The organism is Erwinia sp. PME.40.26/001 (genome assembly GCF_055556675.1).
This window is the reverse complement of the sequence record NZ_JBVHNP010000288.1, coordinates 1-255: the sequence shown is the minus strand read 5'-3', so window position 1 is coordinate 255 and position 255 is coordinate 1. Positions and strand designations below refer to the sequence as shown.

The window sequence follows — 255 nt, the reverse complement described above, 5'->3', positions numbered from 1 at the left end:
GGATGGCCTGGGTCACGTCTTCATTGGCCAGGAAGATGTGGCCACCATCGAAATGACAGTGCAAGTGCTCTGCCGCCTTGGCCAGGGCGTGTTCGTCATCCAGGGCTACGCCGCGGCGCAGCACGGACAGCGCCGTCAGGCGGTACAGCGCGCCCGAATCCAGGTAATGGAAACCCAGTTGCCGCGCCACCTTCTGCGCCACGGTGCCCTTGCCGGAGGCGGTCGGGCCATCGATGGTGATGACCGGTATCTTTG

The 255-nt window shown here is 64.3% G+C and carries 1 protein-coding gene; it reads right to left on the bottom strand.

All coding sequences use genetic code 11. From position 1 onward, the window contains the following. Positions 1-255: (d)CMP kinase (locus ACZ3HG_RS24220; RefSeq protein ID WP_465334997.1), on the bottom strand; the 255-nt coding region annotated here is incomplete at both ends.